Here is a 15,976-nt window from a genome sequence, read left to right as displayed (position 1 = left end):
TTCTCGCTGCGCCTGACGTATGAGGAACCGGCGCGTCTGGATGCGGATCGGAACGATAAGTCCCTCGATGCATACGTCCGCCAGCGTTTTTTCGGCGATGATGCCTATCGCGTAAGAAGCGCAGCAATAGCCAAAACCTCGGTAAAGAAGCTCTTGGCCGCTCGGCAGGGGCATTCGGTCAGTCGCGCCTGATTTCGAAACTGAACCAGCTTGCCACGGCTGTGAATGAAAGCTCCCTGCCGCTCACGCCGGAGACTGAACAAAAAGCCACTCCGCTTCGATCAAATTAATAGAATATTATCAGAGACCCGTAAGTATCTGCGAAAAACAGTGTGTGCCGGTCCTGTCCAGTCGAAGACTGGGTGTGCGCGAAAGAAGGTAGGAGCCTCTTTTAATGAGCAGATATGAGAACATTCCTCGTTTAGGTGCCAACAAACACATCGGGGATCATGCGTTTCTTGCTGCTCCTGACCTTCCCTTGGAGCAACCGGGTTTCGAGCGTGTCGTGTCGAAGATCACTGCAGGAACTCCGTTTCTTTACTGTACGCTCCCCCCTGTCTTTTGGACGGAATTGGCTAAGAACCAACTGCCGCCTGCCACTCCTTCGCGCTTGAGCGGGGCGGATTGCAAAGAGAAGAGCGTGTTGCAAACTGTGCCGCTCGCTGGATTTTCCGAGCGTGATTTTGCCCGTGATATTCTGGATTGGTTCCAACGAACAGACGCGATCGATGACAGCCAGATTATCGTTCCCAACCGTGCCCCATGCCTGGGTTTGAAAGAGGCGGCCGCAACCTCATGGGAGGCCGCCCGCGTCTGCGAGGCGTTTGTTGCCCCGCGTTACATCCAACAGCTTGCATCGCTCGGATTCTCTGGCCATGAAATGACCGTTGCGATGATCACCGGCAAAATGCGCAAAATTCTGGACGCTTTGCGCCGCCGGACTGTGATAACCGTCACAGAGACCGGGCACGCTGCTTTTGTAAACGCCATCACCTGCGAAAATCACATCTCCATTCTCGTTGATGCGCCTGAAACAAATCATTCGGCAGATCTCGTTAAAGATCGCTTGCTTGAGGCTGTTTTTCGCTGTGAGCAAACGGACCGGCTGCCGCCCGTGGTCTTGTCGAGTGCTGGCGGAGCTCTTGCGACATGGCTAGGAGTGCAAGTTTGGAACAGCGGCGCCGATGTTCAGTACATCGATTTGGGAGAGGCGCTGCATCCATTTCAGAGCAAAACACAGTCCGCTGATTGGATAGTGCTGTTTCAACAGGAGCTGAGCAAAGGCCTGGCAAGGATCTTGGGCCCGGATCACGATGCAACCCGGTCTCTGCGCAGCACGACAGGTATTCGGCAGCCTGATTTTGTCTCATTGGCTGCGGCGCACGGCGTTCCGTTGCCGGTATCTGTCGACGAAATACCGGCCCCTATGCCTGAGCGCCCGGTTCCGTTTATCGAGAACAAAATCTACGATCATTCGCGGATCGATGATTACTTGTCGGTTTCCGTGAAGCGGAACCATCATGCAAATGGCGGACCGGTGTCCGCAGTCTTGGAGGAGATGGTAGCCGCTGCAATTAGTCTTCCCGAAAACCGGGAGGTCGTAGCTGTTTCAAATGGCACTTCCGCGCTCCAATTGGCGGCTGCAACACACGGGATGCACAAGCCGCAAATGCGCTGGGTTTCAAGCGCATTTAACTTCTTTTCCTGCGGTATTGGCCACCTCGCGAACACCCAGATCATTGATTGTGACGTTAACGGGCGTTTCGATTTGGATGCACTCAAGGCATTGCCGGAAGCATCCTATGACGGGGTGATTTACACGAACGTTTTTGCGCAGCAAACTGACTGGGATGCCGTCGCAGATTTTTGCAGAGATAATGGCAAAGCTTTTGTGGTCGACAACGCAACAGGTCTCCTTGACCGCCCTTCCAGTGCGTTAAGAAGTGACGCGCCGATCGAAGCGATTTCTGCCCACCACACGAAGCCCTGGGGGGTTGGCGAAGGAGGTTTTGTTATATGCAACAAAGAACAAGCGCACCTCATTCGCAAACTTGCGAACTTTGGCGCTTCTCTCTCTGCCGAAGCAACACCTTGGGCGGCAAACGCGAAACTGAGCGATCTCGCCGCTGCTGCTATCCTTGATCGGCTTGAGCGCTGTGAATATTGGTCGCGGTTTTACAAATACCAAGAGCGCAGAATGCACTTTATTGCCGAGGCATCAAATCGTGGGATTACAGAATTTGGTGACCCAACGCCTGTTCTCTCGCCAAGAGCGCATACGCCGTTTCTTGCACCGCACCCTGTCGATGTTTTGCACCCTAATGCAACCGGGCCGGTGACAATTGCAAAATACTACAAACCGATGCGGACGAATAAATCCAGTGCGGTGTCGACCCCAAATGCGGATGACCTATTCGCGCGAGTGTTCTGCCTGTCTAACGCTCCGGAAATGCGGACCGTTTCAAACGGGGAGATCATTGAACAGGTGCGCAGGCTGATAGATGCATTTTGATGTCGTGAGTGCGGTGAAATCTCTCAGCTCCTGGCTGAAATTTACAGCGCAAGCACATCGTTAAGGGCGTCTGCCTGCAATCTCAGTGAGTGTAACTGTCCAGCATCCCTTGAGATCAAATCCAGACGCAGTGGTAGCTCAGGGCAGGCTTCAACCAACGACTGCAGACTTGGGGTGGTCAAGCGTCGTTCACCATATCTTAAAAGCGAACATGCACAATTGAATAAAATCTCACTGCTTCACTAGGAAGGCTCATGCAACCTCCACGTCCTCATGAGAAAAACAGCGACCTCAACCAACGGTATTCCGCCCAGCGTTGTTTGCCGGTCCAGGCTCTTCCCCTGTCCAGCGCCAGCCGCTGTGCTGCAACCGGTCATAACCAAGTGGGTCTGAATTAGAAAATGGTATCTCGCTTTTCAGTTGCCGCCGATATGGGCATTTCAGGAAACCGCATCGCCTTTCTCATTCCGGGAGAGGTTACAGACGGTTTTCTTTCACAAGTTGCGATGTTCAATGTGACACTGCGCAGTCAAAAAGCTCCGTTATGCGATGCGCGGCTTATCGCATATCTGGGCTGCGAAGATGGTGTCGAAGTGCCTGAACGTTGGCGGCGTCATTTGAAGGACGTGGAATTTCGCTTGATCCGCAGACCTGAAAGCGAACGTCAAAAAATGGTTCAGGCTCCAATGCGTTTCATGATCGACGATCCTGATCTGGATTACGTTTTCTTGTGTGACGCGGATACTTTGCTGACGGGTGATTTGAGGGAAGTCCTTGCTCAGCTGGCCTGTGGGTTCCCTGTCGCCGGCGCGCTTGCTCACCTTCCTCCAAGGGGGATGGAGACGGCGGAAAGCTGGCAGGCATTGTCCACAGCAACGACGGGTCGGCCGATAGAGCTACGCTACAAATACACTCTGACACACCCGAATATCCCCCTTCGTGCGCCTTTCTATTTGAACCACGGTTTTATCGCCTTCAGAACCGATGCCTTGCGTGAGTTCCAGCAGCTCTACCCGGAGCTGCGCCAGAAAGCGGCGGACGTTCTCGAAATGCCCAACTTCGCCGGTCAAGTTGGCTTGTCTCTTACTGTCAACGCGCTGGGCTGGGAAGGCAGCGTGTTGCCACTGCGGTTCAATTTTCCCAACGACATAAGAGCTTACGCAATGCATCCCTACGAGGGATCAGACATTCGCCTCCTTCACTACCTGCGCGAGAATGCCTTCCGCAGATCGACGCTGTTTGCTGACAAATCAGCCTTTGATGCGTTTATGGGCGCTGCCCCGCAACAAAGCGACCAGCATTTTCATCAAGCGCTGATGAATTTAACAAACGGAGAGTATCCCTTTGCCACAGATGTCACCTAACTATTTCGTTGTGACTTGCCATGGCTGGAGCGCAAGCAATTGGCTGGCCCATGCCTTGCATAAACACAAGGACGTAACCTGTGCACATAGCAGCGCACTTATTCCTGCAAAAAATGCAAGCGTTTTTAATGGTCAGGGGCTGCAAAAACATATCCCTGATCTCCGAAAGGGATATGTTGAACGGCAAACACGTTCTCTGATGGACACATACGCTGACTTTTCAAAAGATCAGCAAACTGAATTCGTCGGCTCGGTGCACAGTTACAGACTGCGGGATCTGCCTGCTCAGACGAGATTGATTGGTACGACCGAGACAACAATTCCCGTTGTCAACCTGGTTCGCCACCCGTTGGATTTGGTCGTATCGGGGTATGGGCAATTCAAAGATCTCTTCCCGATCGACCTGAATGAGTTTTCCTGGACTTTGCGAAAGATTGTCGACCAAGGCCTGGACATCGCGGAAACCGTTTGCAAGCGGCACAGTATCAACCCAGGCGATTTTGACACGGTGTGTTTTCTGGGCGCCTGTGTCGTTTTAGGCAGCTTGCGCATGGATCTCGATGCGCTCAACGAGGTGTCTGAAAGCGATGCCGGTCCTTGGGATTACCGCGGTATTGTCCGCATGGAAGAGGTGACCAGAGACCGGAAAACATATGCTGAGTTGCTTGACCGGTTGAGCAACCACAAGCTTCAGGCAGACACGGAATATCTCGAATCTGTCTTTGAGGAAAAACGTGTGAATGTGCACAACCGCTCGGCTCCAGAAGGAACTGCGGCCAGGTGGCGGGCTTTGCAGCCATGGCAGCGGGAGGCTTTCAAAGCTTACCTAGCCTTATTCCAGCTGCAATCCGCATATGAAATCAACGGATACGACTTTAGCTTCCTGGAGGAGACGTAATGGCTGATGTGGTTCTATTTGGTGTCGGGCAATTTGCCGAGGTCGCACGGTTCTATCTTGAATGGGAGGGAAGCCACAATATCGTGGCGCATACCGTGAACCGGGAATATCTGACCACTGGTGAAAAAGACAATTTGCCCATTGTCGCATGGGAGGATCTGGAACAAGAATACCCGCCGGGCCAAGTTTCTCTCTTCTGCCCGCTCAGTTACCGTGGCATGAATTCTCACCGGCAGGAGATTTTCGAAGAGGGTCTGCGGCGCGGGTATGATTTCATTAGTTTTATCCACCCCAAGGCGGAATACTACGGAACGCCCGTGGGCAGAAACTGCATGATCCTGGAATCCAACGTGATCCAGCCTCATGTTGAAATTGGTGACAACTGCATTCTTTGGAGCGGCAACCATATTGGCCACCATACGCGTATAGAGTCACACTGCTTCTTGGCTTCTCATGTTGTGGTGTCAGGCAGCGTCACAATTGGGGAACGCAGCTTCTTGGGGGTAAATGCCACGATCCGCGACAACGTTGAGCTGGGCAAAGCCGTGGTGGTCGGAGCTGGTGCTCTTGTGACCAAAAGCTTGGAGGATTTCACCGTTGTTCCGGGTCCCAAATCGGCCGCCTCAAAGTTAAAGAGCCATCAACTGAAAGGCATCTAGCCAATGTCGAGCACCCCATTCCCATCGGTACCCGTTTGGCAACGCCAGGGGGTTATACTGCCTCCTGGGCTGCCGGGTGCCGGTTGGTCAAACCATTGCCAAATGCCAACGCCGCACCTGCTGCCAGGTGGTGAGATAATGCGAATGTTTTTTTGTGCACGCGATGAGAATAATCGCAGTCACGTTTTTTTCGTCGATCTCATGGCGCGGCCGCCTTGGACGCTGGTGAGCAAAAAGGCAACGCTTGTGCTAAGCCCGGGCCTGCCCGGAACTTTCGACGCCGTAGGCGTGATGCCGACATCCTTGGTTCGGCAGGGCAATGAGCTTTGGATGTACTACATCGGGTGGTCGCAGCGTTTGGATGTCCCTTATCATAATGCAATTGGGGTTGCCCGAAGCCTTGATAATGGTGCCACTTTTGAACGCTTTTTGCCCGGGCCGGTCGTCGGGACCGGCATCTACGAGCCCTATTTTTGCGGCACGGCAGATGTCGAACGGCGCACACAGGATGATTGGGTGATGTGGTATATGTCGGCGACAGAGTGGCGAATGGATGGGGAGCGCCCTGAGCCGCGTTACAACTTAAAACGCGCTGTTTCCCAGGATGGACTTCATTGGGACCATGGCCAAGAGGTGGCTATTGATTATCTGAATGAAGACGAGGGTGGTATCGCGCGCGCCACGGTTTTGCAAAAAGATGGAAGCCATTGGATGTGGTTCTGCTACCGTGGGGCGAAAGGTTATCGTGGCGAGGGCTCACAAGCGTACCGTCTTGGTGTCGCCTGGAGCCAAGACGGAGACACATGGGAGCGCCTTCCGGACCAGCCGGTTTTTGAATCTCAGCCAGGAGAGCAGGACTTTGACGCGCATATGCAATGCTATCCTATCGTGTTCGGAGCAGGCGCGGAGAGTTACCTATTCTACAATGGCTCCGATTTCGGCCAGACCGGCATAGGAGTGGCGCGTCTTGCTTGCTGATCCTGGCTTATCAGAGGGCGGGGGGCTCTGCGCATTTGGCTGCAGATGCTGGTTTGCAGCCTCCCGGGGCGTGCTGTTCCTGCCCTCCAAATCTTGTCTGAATACTGGATCTAAAGAACGGCGTGCCGCGTCGGCAGGGCAGGCGGGGCGATGAAAACCATCTGTGCGATGCAACCGTATCTGTTCCCCTACCTCCCATATTTTCAGCTGGCGAAGGAAGTTGAGACATTCTGGGTCTTGGATGATGTCCAATTTATCCGCAGGGGATGGATGAACAGAAACCGCATCCTGTTGAACGGCAATCCGCATCAGGTGACATTTCCTTTGGCGAAAGCGCCAAGGGATGCATTGGTAAGTGATATGCGTCTTGCCGATCAGTTCCACGAGACAATGGGGCGTTTGGGGCGCACTGTGGAGCACGCATATGGCAGCACCATTGGTTACAGCCGGGTCAAAGAACTGCTGGAGCCGCTTAAAAACCCTGCAAGCGACAGTTTTCTCGACGTGACGCTCCACAGCCTTCAAGCTTGCTTTGACATTTTGGGTCTCTCAACCAAACTCAGGCTGAGTTCGGAGCTCAATTTAAGCACGGAATTGCGCGGGCAGGACCGAATTGTGGAAATTTGCCAATCCGTAAAGGCGACCCGTTACGTGAACCCAATTGGCGGGCAATCACTTTATGATGCAGAAGCCTTTGCCGAGAAAGGTATTGAGCTGTTCTTCCTGAAAGGTGCGTTGGCACCTTATCCTCAAGTCGGATGTTCAGAGTTTCAGCCCGGACTGTCGATTCTGGACGTGTTCGCGCATCTCAAACCCAATGAAATCAGCTTAATGATGGACAGCTATGAGTTGATCACAAAGGGCAATCAACCCGTCTGCAATGAACCGCGGCCGCCTGAAACCTGCCGCGTAGTATGCTGAGGCCTCAAAACCAGCAGATGGCAGGAGCGGCGGGGGAGGTGGCTGACAGGAGGACCTTTGTGGACGTGCCGCGGTTTGAAGCTGATCCATTTGGCCCGCTTCACTCTATACCCCCTTAAACCTGCTCGCGCCCTGAAGGGCATGATGTGCGACCCAACGTGCACGTAGCTGTCAGCGATGTCTTTGGGGATGGCCGCATGGCGTTAGCAGGTGGCTCCACGGCGGAAAAGGCGGCGTGTTTGGGTGTGTCATCTGATGCCGCCACTGTAACACCTCACTGAAACAGTCCCGAGAAGCACCGCAATGATCTCTGGCGTGTGAAGCGAGATCAACGTGTTTTGGAGATTTGGTGGAGCCTAGCGGGATCGAACCGCTGACCTCCTGCATGCCATGCAGGCGCTCTCCCAGCTGAGCTAAGGCCCCAAACCTGTCCGCTTTTCAGTGTCCGTTCCGTTTCCGGTGCGGCCCGTCTCGCGGTGTGAGCGTCGTTTACGGGACGGCGGCGCGGGCTGCAAGCGGAAAATGCGCCGGGGTCCAATTTTTTTCCGGCACCTGCCGGAGCGCTGTCCGGGGAAGGCACAAGGCTTCCCCGAACAGCTTGAACTGCCTTAGGAATCGTCGTCCGGCGACGACATGTCGGCAATGTCGTCCAGCGAGACGTTGTCGTCATCATCGTCATCATCCAGGACATCATCGCCCAGATCGACATCGACGTCGTCGTCATCATCCAGGACCACGTCATCCGCGTCCAGGTTCTCTTTGGCCTTCAGGGTGGCCGCGTCTTCGGCATCTGCTTCGATCATCCGGGTCTTGCCGGTATCCAGCTCGACGACCTCGCCCGTGTAGGGGCTGACGATCGGGTCCTTGTTCAGGTCATAAAAGCGCTTGCCAGTGGTGGGGCAGACGCGCTTTACACCCCATTCTTCCTTGGGCATGTGGATCCCCTTGATTTACTGGTGAGTCGTATCGACGATTCCGGTGCCTTGCCATATGAGGGGGGCACTGTCAAAGCCAAAGCCTGGAAAGGGGCGCGCATGGCCGACTATCACCTGCCCGGAGACCCGCCGGTGCCGCTGACCCTGCGCCGGTCTGCGCGGGCGCGGCGGATCAGCCTGCGGATTTCCTCGCTGGACGGGCGGGTGACGCTGACCCTGCCGCAAAGCCTGCCGGAACGGACCGCTTTGGCCTTTGCCGAGGAAAAGGCGGACTGGATCCGCGCGCATTTGCAGAAGCATCCGCAGGCGGTTGAGGCGGCTTATGGCTCGGTGCTGCCCATCGACGGCCAGGACCGGGTGATCGAACGCGCAGAGGGGCGGCGCATCCAGCTGGATGCCGGCCGCGTCGCGGTGCCGGGGCCCAGCCCGGGGCGGCCGCTGCAGCGGTACTTGAAGGAGCTGGCGCGCAACCGGCTGGCCGAGGCGTCGGATTTCTATGCCGCCCGGTTGGGCCGGGGCTACAGCCGTCTGACCTTGCGCGACACCCGCTCGCGCTGGGGCTCTTGCACCGCCGACGGCGGGCTGATGTATTCCTGGCGGCTGATCCTGGCGCCGCCCGCGGTGCTGCGCTATGTCGCCGCCCACGAGGTGGCGCATCTTCAGGAAATGAACCACTCGCAAGCCTTCTGGGACACGGTGGAGCGCATCCATGGCCGCTGGCAGGACCAGCGCGCCTGGCTGCGCGAAAACGGCGCCAGCCTGCACCGCTACCGTTTCGGCGAATAGAATCAGTGCTTTGACCCTGCGGATGCCCGGGCTAAGCTGGCGCCAGTAGCTGTTGCCAGTTTCCCGGTCCAGAGGCCCGCCCCGTGTCAGACAAGCCGCAAAGACGCCTTGCCGCCATTTTCATGCTGGATGTCGCCGGCTTCAGCCGCATGATGGCCGAGGATGAGGCCGGCACGCTGAACCAGGTGCTGGCCCAGCAGCAGAGCCTGATCACCCCTGCCATCCGCAGCCACGGCGGCCGCATCATCAAGCTGATGGGCGACGGGGTGCTGGCGCTGTTTCCCAGTGTGATTTCTGCGGTGGAGGCGGCGGCGCATATCCAGGCGGACGCCGCGCGCACCCGGCATCTGCGGCTGCGGATCGGCATCAATCTGGGCGAGGTTCTGATCGCCCAGGGCGATGTGTTCGGCGACGAGGTGAATATCGCCGCCCGGCTCGAAAACCTTGCCCGTCCTGGCGGCGTGGCGCTGTCCGCTTCCGCCTATGACCAGGTCCGCAACCGCATCCCCTATGACTTCGAGGATTTCGGCCAGCATGAGGTCAAGAATATTCCGGACCCGGTGCAGGTCTATTTCCTGGGCGACGAGCTGACCTCGCTTCCATCCCTGCGCCGCAGTAGCCAGCCGCCGAAAGTGACAAAGCCCGCACCGTCCAGGGGCACGCGGCCTGCGGTGCTGCTGCTGGCGGTCTGCCTCGCAGCCGCCGCCGCGGGTGTCGGGCTTTGGGGCTGGCACTACGCCGCCCGCCAGTCCACTGCCGCTGCCCCGGGACCGGGCCGGCCTGCCGCCGCCGCGTTCGAGGGCAGCCCGGTGATTGCGGTTTTGCCCTTCACCGCGGCTGAGCTGCCGCCGGAAACCGCCGCCGCCCTGTCCGAGGAGGTGATCCGCAGCCTCGCAGCGGCCAGCGGTGTCCGCATCATCGCCCCCGCCAGCGCCCGCGCAGCGGCCGGCCTGCTGCCTGAGGAGGCGGCGGCGCTGCTGGGTGCGGACTTCGTGGTTGCCGGCCATCTGCCCGGGCCGCTGCAGCAGGGGGTGCGGCTGGACATCCTGCAGACCGGCCCCGGCGGCGGCAGCCAGGGCGGGGCGGAGCCGCACAGCATCCTGCCGCCGCAGCCGCAAGAGACCCTCTCCGGCGCCGCAGCCGGCCTGGCAGACCGCATCCTCCGCTACTTCGGCAAGCCGCCGCCGGAACCTGCCCGCCCGGAAATCGGTGACGGCGCCGTGCTGCAGCTGTCCGCCGCCCGCAGCCTGATGGCGCAGGGCAACCGCAACGGTGCGCAAGCGGCGCTGCGGCGGGCGCAAAAGCTGGCGCCGGGCTGGCCTGAGGCGCAGGCGCTTGCGGCCTGGTGGGAACTGGACCTGGTGACCGGCCCGGTGGCTGGCCTGCCGGGCCGGGCGGCGCAGGCCGCAGAGATGGCCGAGGGCCTGCCGCCGCAGCCCTTGGTGCTGCAGCTGCGGGCGCTGGCGGCGCAATTCGGCGGCCGCGCCGCCGAGGCGCAGCAGCTGGCCGGGGCGCTGGCCTCGGCGGCGCCTAACGATGCCCCGGCCCAGCTCATGCGCGCCTGGCTGCTGCATCTGGCCGGGCAGGGCGGGGCCGCCGAACAGGTGCTTGCCCATGTTCGCGTGCTTGAACCGGTGCCGCAGCCGATGGTCCTGACCGTGCAATCGGCTCTCCACCTGGCAGCCGGCCGCGAGGCGGAAGCCGCCGCCGCCGCCGCCGAGGCGCTGGCGCTCGAGCCCGGGGCGCAGCTGGCCTTGGTGCTGCACTGCGCCAGCCTGGCCGCACTGGGCGATTTCGACGCTGCTGCCGCTGCCTGCGCCCGGCTCGATGGGGCGCCGCTGACGGTGGATCAGGCCGCCGCGGGCTTTCCCTATTCCGCCTCCGCGCCGCTCAGGGGCCTGCGCACCGGCCTCAGCCTGGCGGGGCTTGCCGGCCGCCCCTGAGGGCGCGCGCAAATGCGCGGTTGACCGTGGCGGGATTTGTGATCACATGCCGGTATGACCGTTACAGCCCGCCCCGCCCAGGAAACCGCCGCCGCTCCGGCCCATGACCGCGTCTACCGGGCCTTGCGCACCCGTATCATGCATGGCGAAATCGCCCCCGGCGCCGCGCTCACCCTGCGCGGCATCGGCAGCGAATTTGCCGTTTCGATGACCCCCGCGCGCGAAGCGGTGCGCCGCCTGGCGGCAGAGGGCGCGCTGTTCCTGTCCTCCTCGGGCCGGGTGACCACGCCGGAGCTGACCAACGAGCGGATCGAGGAGCTGGCCGCCCTGCGCGCGCTCTTGGAGGTGGAACTGGCCAGCCGCGCCCTGCCGCGCGCCCACATGGCGCTGATCGACCGGCTGCAGACGATCAACTCCAACGTCGCTGAGATGGTCTCGAAACGCGACGCGGTGGGCTATATCCGCACCAACCTGGAGTTCCACCGCACCCTCTACCTGCGCGCCCAGGCGCCGGCCATGCTGGCAATGGCGGAAACCGTCTGGCTGCAGCTTGGCCCCACCATGCGCGCGCTTTACGGCCGCCTGCGCCGCACCGACCCGCCGCAAAACCACCGCCTGATCATTGCCGCGCTCAAGGCCGGCGACGAGCCCGGCCTGCGCCTGGCGGTGCGCTCTGACGTGACCCAGGGGCTGCGGCTGCTGGCGGGGTAGCGCCGGATTTGAATCAGGTTCCCAGGCGGCCGCGGAACTGGTACACTCCAAGCCTATGAAAAGCCGCTCAAATCGCCGCCTGGCAGCGATCCTGGCCGCTGACGTGGCGGGTTATTCCCGGCTGACCGCAGCGGATGAGGAGGGCACGGTGGCGGCGCTCCGCGCCATCCGCAGCGAAGTGGTGGAGCCGCTGACGGAGCGGCACGGCGGCCGGATCGCCAATACCGCGGGCGACAGTTTCCTGATCGAATTCCGCAGCGCCGTCGATGCGCTGCGCGCCGCGCTCAGCATCCAGGAGCGGCTGCTGGCCCGCAATGCCGGGGTTGAGGCGGACCGCGCCATCCTGCTGCGAATCGGCCTCAACGTCGGTGATGTCATCTCCAACGGCGATGACATCCTGGGCGACGGCGTCAATGTGGCGGCCCGGCTGGAGACCCTGGCGGAACCCGGCGGCATCACCGCCTCCCAGGCCGCCGTCAGCTATGCCCGCCGCAGCATTGCCGCGGACTACATCCCGATGGGGCCGCAGAAGGTCAAGAACATCCCGGAGCCGGTGAAGGCCTACCGCGTCCGCAAGGCAGGGGGGAAGCAGGGGCTGACCGCCCGCGCCACCGGCCCGCGGGTGCGGCTGGCGATTGCGTTTGGCGCCTTTGTTGCCGCAGCCGCCATTGGGGCGTTCCTGTGGACCGGGCCGCGGCCGCGGCTGCCGGATCTGGCCCCGAACCCGGAACAGGCGGTGCAGGCGCGCATGGCCTTTCCGCTGCCGGATCTGCCCTCCGTTGCGGTGCTGCCGATTGCCGATTCCACCGGCGACAGCGGCAACGCCATGCTGGCGGACGGCTTCTCAGAGGATCTGATCACCGACCTGTCGCGGATATCGGGCCTGTTCGTGATCTCCGGCAACAGCTCCTTTGCCTACCAGGGGCAGGAAATCACCGCCGCGCAATTCGCCGAGGAGCTGGGCGTGCGCTACGTGGTCGACGGCAGCCTGCGCCGCACCGGCGAGGCCTTCCGGGCCAATATCCGGCTAACTGACACCGCCAGCGGCCAGCTGGTCTGGGCGGAACGGTTCGACGGCGCGCTGGAGGACATCTTCTCGGTCCAGAACCGCATCGCTCTGGCCATCGCCCAGGCGCTGGAGCTGCCGCTGGACGCAGAAGAGCGCACCGGGATCGAGAAGCTGGACACCGCCACCATCGCCGCGCGCGAGGCTTTCCAGCAGGGCTGGGAACTCTACGCGCAGTTCAATGAGCAGGACAATCTGGCCGCGATTCCGTATTTCGAGCACGCGGTGGGTCTGGATCCCGGCTATGGCCGCGCCTGGGCTTTCCTGGCGATGGCGCATCTGCGCCCGCATATCCTCCACCACTGGCAAGGCTACACCGCAGAGACCGGCCAGACGCATATCGGTCATTTCTACAAATACCTGCGCGAGGCTTCCCGGCACGACACGCCGCTCAACCATGTTGTCCGGGCGATGGTGCTGCTGAACCTGCCGGACTGGGAGGGGGCGTACGGCGGCAGCCGGGGCACCAATGAGGCCCGGCAGGCGGCGGCCAAGGCGATTTCACTCCAGCCCAGCGACCCTGAGGCGCATCTGACCATGGGCTGGGCGCTGATTGCCGCGGGGGAGCCGGAGCAGGGACTGGCCTTTGTCCGCGCCGCCATGCGGCTCGATCCCAAGCATCCTAGCCACTATGCGCTGTTCGAAGCGGCGGCCCTTTTCGCGATGGAGGACCTGCCGCAGGCTTCCGCGGTTCTGCAGGCCGAGCTGAAGCGCAATCCCCAGGCCAAGGAGCTGATGCCGGTTGCGGCCTCGATCCTGGCGCTCAGTGGGGATCTTCGGGCCGCGCGCGCCATGGTCGAGCGCTGGCACAGCGGCAACAGCACCGCTGCGCTTCCGGCCGCGGTGCAGGATTATTTTTTCATCCTGCGCTGGACCGGCGCCAGCCAGCATCTGAACCGGCGGCTGACGGACGGGCTGCGGCTTGCGGCGCTGCCGCCGGGGACAACAGTGGCGGGCCTCAGGGCAGAGCTGTCGCTTGCCGACGCCAGCACCCAGCGGCAGGCCGCAAAGGCGCTCGGGCTGTTCGGCGCCGCCGCGGCCCCCGCGGTGCCTGAGCTGACCGCCCTGCTGGACAGCCCCTCGGCGTTTGTGCGCAAGGAGGCCGCCAACGCCCTGGGCAGCATCGGAGCTGCCGCGGCAGCGGCCCTGCCAGCGCTCGAGGCCCGGGCCGATGGATCCCTGGCCGGAAAAATCGCGGCCCGCGCCATCGGACAGATCCGCACGGAACTGGCGGAGCAGTGAAACCTGCCGCGCCGCCGCCCGTCCGCTGACGCCGCCTCGCGGCGGCCAGCGGCAGCGTCCGGCCCGCCGCTCAGGCGCCGCTGGCGGGATAATAGGGCGAGTTCATCGCCCGGCTGGCGGTCTCGGTGACCGAGGCGTCAAACACCCTTGTGTAAAAGGCGCAGCCCAAGTCTGCGGCGGCTTCCGGAAACATGTTTACCGCAAAATCCAGCGCATGATCCAACGTGTCAAAAGCATCGAAGCCGCCCAGCGTCTGCGTCTGCAGCCCGCTCAGCCAGACCTTGTTTTGCAGCCCCGGCAGCATCTTCAGCGCCTTGTTCCGGGCCTGCCAAGGCGCATCCTCGAACGGCGCCGACAATTGCAGTTCGGTATAGACAAAGGCGCCGGGCACCGCCGCCGCGCCACCGTATTGGACCGCGCCCATGTCCCGGCTGGCGGCCTCGGTCGCCTGCGCATCAAACACCCGTGTGTTGTGCGCCACGCCAAAGGCCCGAGGCTCCGACGGGAAATAGCCCGTCACGAATTTGCGTGCGTTTTCAATGCTGTCAAAGCCATAGAAGCCGCCCAGCGAGTTGTTGCCGTGGCCCGACAGCCAGGTCTTGTTCAGGAACCCGGGTTGCTGCCGGATCGCCTCGTTGATTTCCTGCCAGGGTGCCTGATCAAACGGAACGGAGATGGCAACTTCGGTATAGACAAAGGCTTTGGGGGTCATGGCAGGTTCCTGTGCTTTGGGAAGGGAGGGCAGCAGCAGCGCGCCCGCTGAGGCGGCCAGCAGCTGGCGGCGAGACAGCCGCGATCGTTCGCGGAACTCCGCGTTCTTGAGGGTATCAGTCATGGTCACTCCTGTAATGCTTGCGTTTTGCAAGTGGTTTAATGGCTTGCACGAGGACTTGCATTTTGCAAGTGAAAACTTTACGCAAGGGACATGACTCTATCGCGCAGCAAATACGACTCCGGATGTCCCGTTGCCTATGCGCTGGACATCTTCGGCGACCGCTGGAGCCTCCTGGTGATCCGCGACATGGCGGTGAAGGGCGCCCGCACCTATGGCGAGCTGCTGGCGGGGTGGGAGGGGATCTCCACCAACATCCTGGCGCAGCGGCTGAAGCAGCTGGAGGCGGCGGGCATCGTCACCAAGGCCAAGGACCCGGACAATGGCCGCAGCTATGTCTATGCGCTGACAGAAAAGGGCCGCGACCTGGCGCCGGTGCTGATCGAAATCGCCCTGTGGAGCGGGCGGCACAACCCCGCCGCCCATGCCATGACCGGATTCCTCGACAAGATCGAAGCCGACCGGCAAGGCGCCGAGGCCAGGATGCGGGCAGGGGAGCTGCCTTAGGAGCATGCCCGCTGGTGCGCGTTACAACGCCGGGGTTTAGTAATGCGCGCAGCGTGTTTCCTGGCGGCGTCTATGACACACCGCGCTGCAATTTGCGCAAGCGTCAGCCTTGGGCCCGGCTTTCATCCTGACGTGCTGATGCATCTTCAAGGCGCTCCCGAAGGCGGCCAATAACCCGTTGAGCTGTAGCGAGTTCTTCTGGTGAAAGACCGTTGGAAAGCTCGTTCACCCAGGGGATCTGCCTCGCAATAGCAGCATCATACAGGTCTTTTCCCTTCGGCGTCATGACAACCAGCTGAGCGCGCTTGTGGTGCGGATTTGGCCGGAACTCAACGATGCCTTCTTTCTCGAGTTCGTTGACGATCCTTTGAATGCCCTGCCTGTGGACCCCCATGGTCCGGGCATGCCAGGCGACAGACTCCGCATTGTCCGCATATGCAATGGCTCCAAGTATCTGCCATCGCGCACTTGTCAGCCCAAGTTCGGAAACCAGGCGGTCACCGGCAAGCTGCAACCGGCCATTGAGCCGGAACACATCCAGTATCAGCGCTGTCACCGCTTCTCCCGCTTCGCTTCGTTGTTTGTCTGGCATGCTGGCTCCTCTAAAAATTGACAATACGTT

14 protein-coding genes and 1 tRNA gene are annotated in these 15,976 nt (G+C 60.9%); 11 read left to right on the top strand and 4 right to left on the bottom strand.

All coding sequences use genetic code 11. From position 1 onward, the window contains the following. The first annotated feature begins 394 nt into the window (after positions 1-394). The 6 genes from LHL23_RS13895 to LHL23_RS13870 all read left to right on the top strand — a co-directional run bounded on the left by LHL23_RS13895 (position 395) and on the right by LHL23_RS13870 (position 7,332). Positions 395-2,512 carry a DegT/DnrJ/EryC1/StrS family aminotransferase gene (locus LHL23_RS13895; RefSeq protein ID WP_226430301.1) on the top strand — a complete coding sequence of 706 codons (2,118 nt, stop codon included), beginning with the start codon at positions 395-397 and terminating at the stop codon, positions 2,510-2,512. 401 nt (positions 2,513-2,913) lie between these two features. Beyond that, the gene (locus LHL23_RS13890; RefSeq protein ID WP_226430300.1) at positions 2,914-3,876 is read left to right on the top strand and encodes a hypothetical protein; all 963 of its coding nucleotides are present in this window, start codon (positions 2,914-2,916) and stop codon (positions 3,874-3,876) included. Further along, a complete protein-coding gene (locus LHL23_RS13885; protein ID WP_226430299.1) occupies positions 3,866-4,774 on the top strand; it encodes a hypothetical protein in 909 nt (302 codons plus the stop codon). The genes LHL23_RS13890 and LHL23_RS13885 overlap by 11 nt, the downstream gene beginning before the upstream one ends. Continuing rightward, positions 4,774-5,433 (top strand): acetyltransferase, encoded by a 660-nt coding sequence (locus LHL23_RS13880; RefSeq protein WP_226430298.1) that lies wholly within the window; start codon positions 4,774-4,776, stop codon positions 5,431-5,433. Before LHL23_RS13885 ends, LHL23_RS13880 begins: the two co-directional genes overlap by 1 nt. A gap of 138 nt (positions 5,434-5,571) precedes the next feature. Next, positions 5,572-6,411 carry a hypothetical protein gene (locus tag LHL23_RS13875; protein ID WP_226430297.1) on the top strand — a complete coding sequence of 280 codons (840 nt, stop codon included), beginning with the start codon at positions 5,572-5,574 and terminating at the stop codon, positions 6,409-6,411. Between the two features lie 150 nt (positions 6,412-6,561). Next, positions 6,562-7,332 (top strand): WbqC family protein, encoded by a 771-nt coding sequence (locus LHL23_RS13870; RefSeq protein ID WP_226430296.1) that lies wholly within the window; start codon positions 6,562-6,564, stop codon positions 7,330-7,332. A 347-nt stretch (positions 7,333-7,679) separates the two neighbouring features. On the opposite strand, the gene LHL23_RS13865 is transcribed toward LHL23_RS13870, so the two are convergent. Beyond that, positions 7,680-7,755, bottom strand: a tRNA-Ala gene (locus LHL23_RS13865). A 185-nt stretch (positions 7,756-7,940) separates the two neighbouring features. Continuing rightward, positions 7,941-8,267 carry a TIGR02300 family protein gene (locus tag LHL23_RS13860; RefSeq protein ID WP_222479983.1) on the bottom strand — a complete coding sequence of 109 codons (327 nt, stop codon included), beginning with the start codon at positions 8,265-8,267 and terminating at the stop codon, positions 7,941-7,943. A gap of 99 nt (positions 8,268-8,366) precedes the next feature. Between LHL23_RS13860 and LHL23_RS13855 the strand changes: the two genes are divergently transcribed. The 4 genes from LHL23_RS13855 (at position 8,367) to LHL23_RS13840 (ending at position 14,015) form a co-directional block, all read left to right on the top strand. Next, a complete protein-coding gene (locus LHL23_RS13855) occupies positions 8,367-9,053 on the top strand; it encodes a M48 family metallopeptidase (protein WP_226430295.1) in 687 nt (228 codons plus the stop codon). Positions 9,054-9,175: 122 nt separating this feature from the next. Further along, a complete protein-coding gene (locus LHL23_RS13850) occupies positions 9,176-10,996 on the top strand; it encodes an adenylate/guanylate cyclase domain-containing protein (protein WP_226430294.1) in 1,821 nt (606 codons plus the stop codon). 54 nt (positions 10,997-11,050) lie between these two features. Further along, positions 11,051-11,707, top strand: a complete 657-nt coding sequence (locus LHL23_RS13845; RefSeq protein WP_222479977.1) for a GntR family transcriptional regulator — start codon at positions 11,051-11,053, stop codon at positions 11,705-11,707. Positions 11,708-11,762: 55 nt separating this feature from the next. Further along, positions 11,763-14,015 (top strand): tetratricopeptide repeat protein, encoded by a 2,253-nt coding sequence (locus tag LHL23_RS13840; RefSeq protein ID WP_226430293.1) that lies wholly within the window; start codon positions 11,763-11,765, stop codon positions 14,013-14,015. Positions 14,016-14,085: 70 nt separating this feature from the next. Here LHL23_RS13840 and LHL23_RS13835 read toward each other — a convergent pair whose 3' ends face one another. After that, positions 14,086-14,850, bottom strand: a complete 765-nt coding sequence (locus tag LHL23_RS13835; protein ID WP_226430292.1) for a YdhR family protein — start codon at positions 14,848-14,850, stop codon at positions 14,086-14,088. Between the two features lie 90 nt (positions 14,851-14,940). On the opposite strand from LHL23_RS13835, the gene LHL23_RS13830 reads away from it, so the two are divergent. Continuing rightward, positions 14,941-15,354, top strand: coding sequence for a winged helix-turn-helix transcriptional regulator (locus tag LHL23_RS13830; RefSeq protein ID WP_226430291.1), 414 nt, complete (start codon positions 14,941-14,943; stop codon positions 15,352-15,354). Between the two features lie 103 nt (positions 15,355-15,457). Here LHL23_RS13830 and LHL23_RS13825 read toward each other — a convergent pair whose 3' ends face one another. Continuing rightward, positions 15,458-15,946: a MarR family winged helix-turn-helix transcriptional regulator gene (locus LHL23_RS13825; RefSeq protein ID WP_226430290.1), complete on the bottom strand. Its 489-nt coding sequence runs from the start codon at positions 15,944-15,946 to the stop codon at positions 15,458-15,460. Positions 15,947-15,976: the final 30 nt, after the last annotated feature.

The organism is Leisingera sp. McT4-56, assembly GCF_020514995.1.
In the GTDB taxonomy this organism is placed as follows: Bacteria; Pseudomonadota; Alphaproteobacteria; order Rhodobacterales; family Rhodobacteraceae; genus Leisingera; species Leisingera aquaemixtae_A.
Note: the sequence above shows the minus strand (reverse complement) of the source record. Positions and strands in the feature narration are given on the sequence as shown.